This is a genomic window from Jongsikchunia kroppenstedtii DSM 45133 (genome assembly GCF_000380485.1).
GTDB lineage: Bacteria > Actinomycetota > Actinomycetes > Mycobacteriales > Mycobacteriaceae > Jongsikchunia > Jongsikchunia kroppenstedtii.
Genome location: NZ_AQYG01000007.1, coordinates 1 through 1,779 on the forward strand (window position 1 = coordinate 1; position 1,779 = coordinate 1,779).

General features: G+C 61.4%; 1 protein-coding gene and 1 pseudogene. One reads left to right on the plus strand and one right to left on the minus strand.

Translation table 11 applies throughout. The features are described from left to right. Positions 1-408 (plus strand): MMPL family transporter (locus G341_RS20420; protein ID WP_018177068.1); only part of this gene is annotated, 408 nt, incomplete at its 5' end. A gap of 48 nt (positions 409-456) precedes the next feature. On the opposite strand, the pseudogene G341_RS0100055 reads toward G341_RS20420, so the two are convergent. Beyond that, positions 457-1,632, minus strand: a pseudogene (locus G341_RS0100055) (IS3 family transposase). Positions 1,633-1,779: the final 147 nt, after the last annotated feature.

Sequence of the window (1,779 nt, forward strand, 5' to 3'; positions counted from 1 at the left end):
CTGACCTATCTCGCTGCGATAGGACTCGGTGTCCTGGTGTTCCAACAGCTTCTGGGACAGGAGATCTCGTGGGCGATACCCGCGATGACCTTCACTCTGGTGGTGGCCGTCGGCGCCGACTACAACATGCTCTTCATCTCACGATTGCGCGAAGAGTCTGTGCGCGGCACCAGGATCGGGCTGATCCGGACCGTCCATCACACCGGCTCGGTGATCACCTCCGCGGGCCTGGTGTTCGCGGCCGCGGTGATGGGCATGATGGCGGGCAGTCTGCTGCAGATGGCGCAGATGGGATTCATCATCGGCTGCGGAATCCTGTTGGATACCTTCGTCGTGCGCACGCTGATGGTCCCGGCCATCGCGCAGGCCTTCGGCAAAGCTTCCTGGTGGCCGAACCGCCAGCGCTAGGTGTGCAACTGATGGAGTGCTATGACAGTGGGTGGGTCTGCCCAGGGTTTAGTTGACGGTCATGCTGGGATCGGTGGGGGCCGTGTGTATTGTTTCAAACTCGATCGGGGTCAGCTTTCCCAGCCGCCGTTGACGCCGCCGCCGGTGGTAGGTGCCCTCGATGCAGGAGATCACCGCGTGCCGCAGTTCGGCGCGGGTGGCCCAGGTCCGCCGGCGATCGAGGACGTTCTTCTGCAGCAGCGCGTTGAACGATTCCATCGCCGCGTTGTCGGCGCAGGTCCGTACCTGCCCCATCGACCAGCTCGCCCCGATCTTGGTCAACCGGTCCCGGAATGCTTTCGAGCGGTGCTGGGCGCCGCGATCGGAATGCACGATCACTCCTGGCGGTGAATCACGATGCGTGACAGCCATATTCAAAGCATTGACCGCTAGATCGCCGGTCATCCGCGGTCCGATCGAATAGCCCACGATCCGACCGGCGAAACAATCCTTGACCAAACAAATATACAGTTCGCCCTCGCCGGTGGGATGCTCGGTGATATCAGTCAGCCAGATCGTATTCGGTGCTGCAGCAATGAATTCGCGTTGCACCAGATCATCATGAGCTGGCGGCCCAGAACGAGCGCTCTTGCGGCCACGCCGACTGATGCTGCTGTAGATCTGCTGCAGACTGCACAGTCGGTGTACCCGGTTCTCCGACGCAACAAACCCCTGCGCCGCCAACTCGTCAGCGATGAACCGGTACCCGGATTCTGGATCATCCCTATGAATATCAACAGCGGCGTTGATCAAATGGGCATCATCCCAATCACGCTGCGACACCGGATCGTTCAGCCATTTGTAGTAGGCCTGCGACGAGAACTTCAGGACCCGGCACGCCACCGCGACCGGCACCCGCACCGGGGCGCCGGCCGCGGCAAGATCACGGACGAGCGGGTACATCATTTTGGGAGCAGCCCCCGCGACAGATACCCCGCAGCTTGACGCAGGACATAATTCTCCTACTCCAACTGGGCGATCTTGCGGCGCATCGCCCGCACATCGGCCACATCCTGGCCATCACCAGCGGCAGTCGCCTGCTGCTGATCATCAGCGGCCAGCCACCGCTGCACACACGAGGACGAGACCCCGAAACTGGGCTGCCACCTCCGCGATCGAGCCCGTCCGGTTACGGGCAGCCGCGATCACATCGGCACGGAACTCATCAGAAAACGCCTTCGGCATGACAACCATCCTTCACAGTTGCCAGCACCCCATCAACCACTACCTGGGCAGACGGGATTATAAGGATTTCGGTGTAAGTGGCTTAACACGCTGACCTGATGGGTTGGCGGGGAAGGTCACCGATGACCGAGATGATGGGTGCCGTGG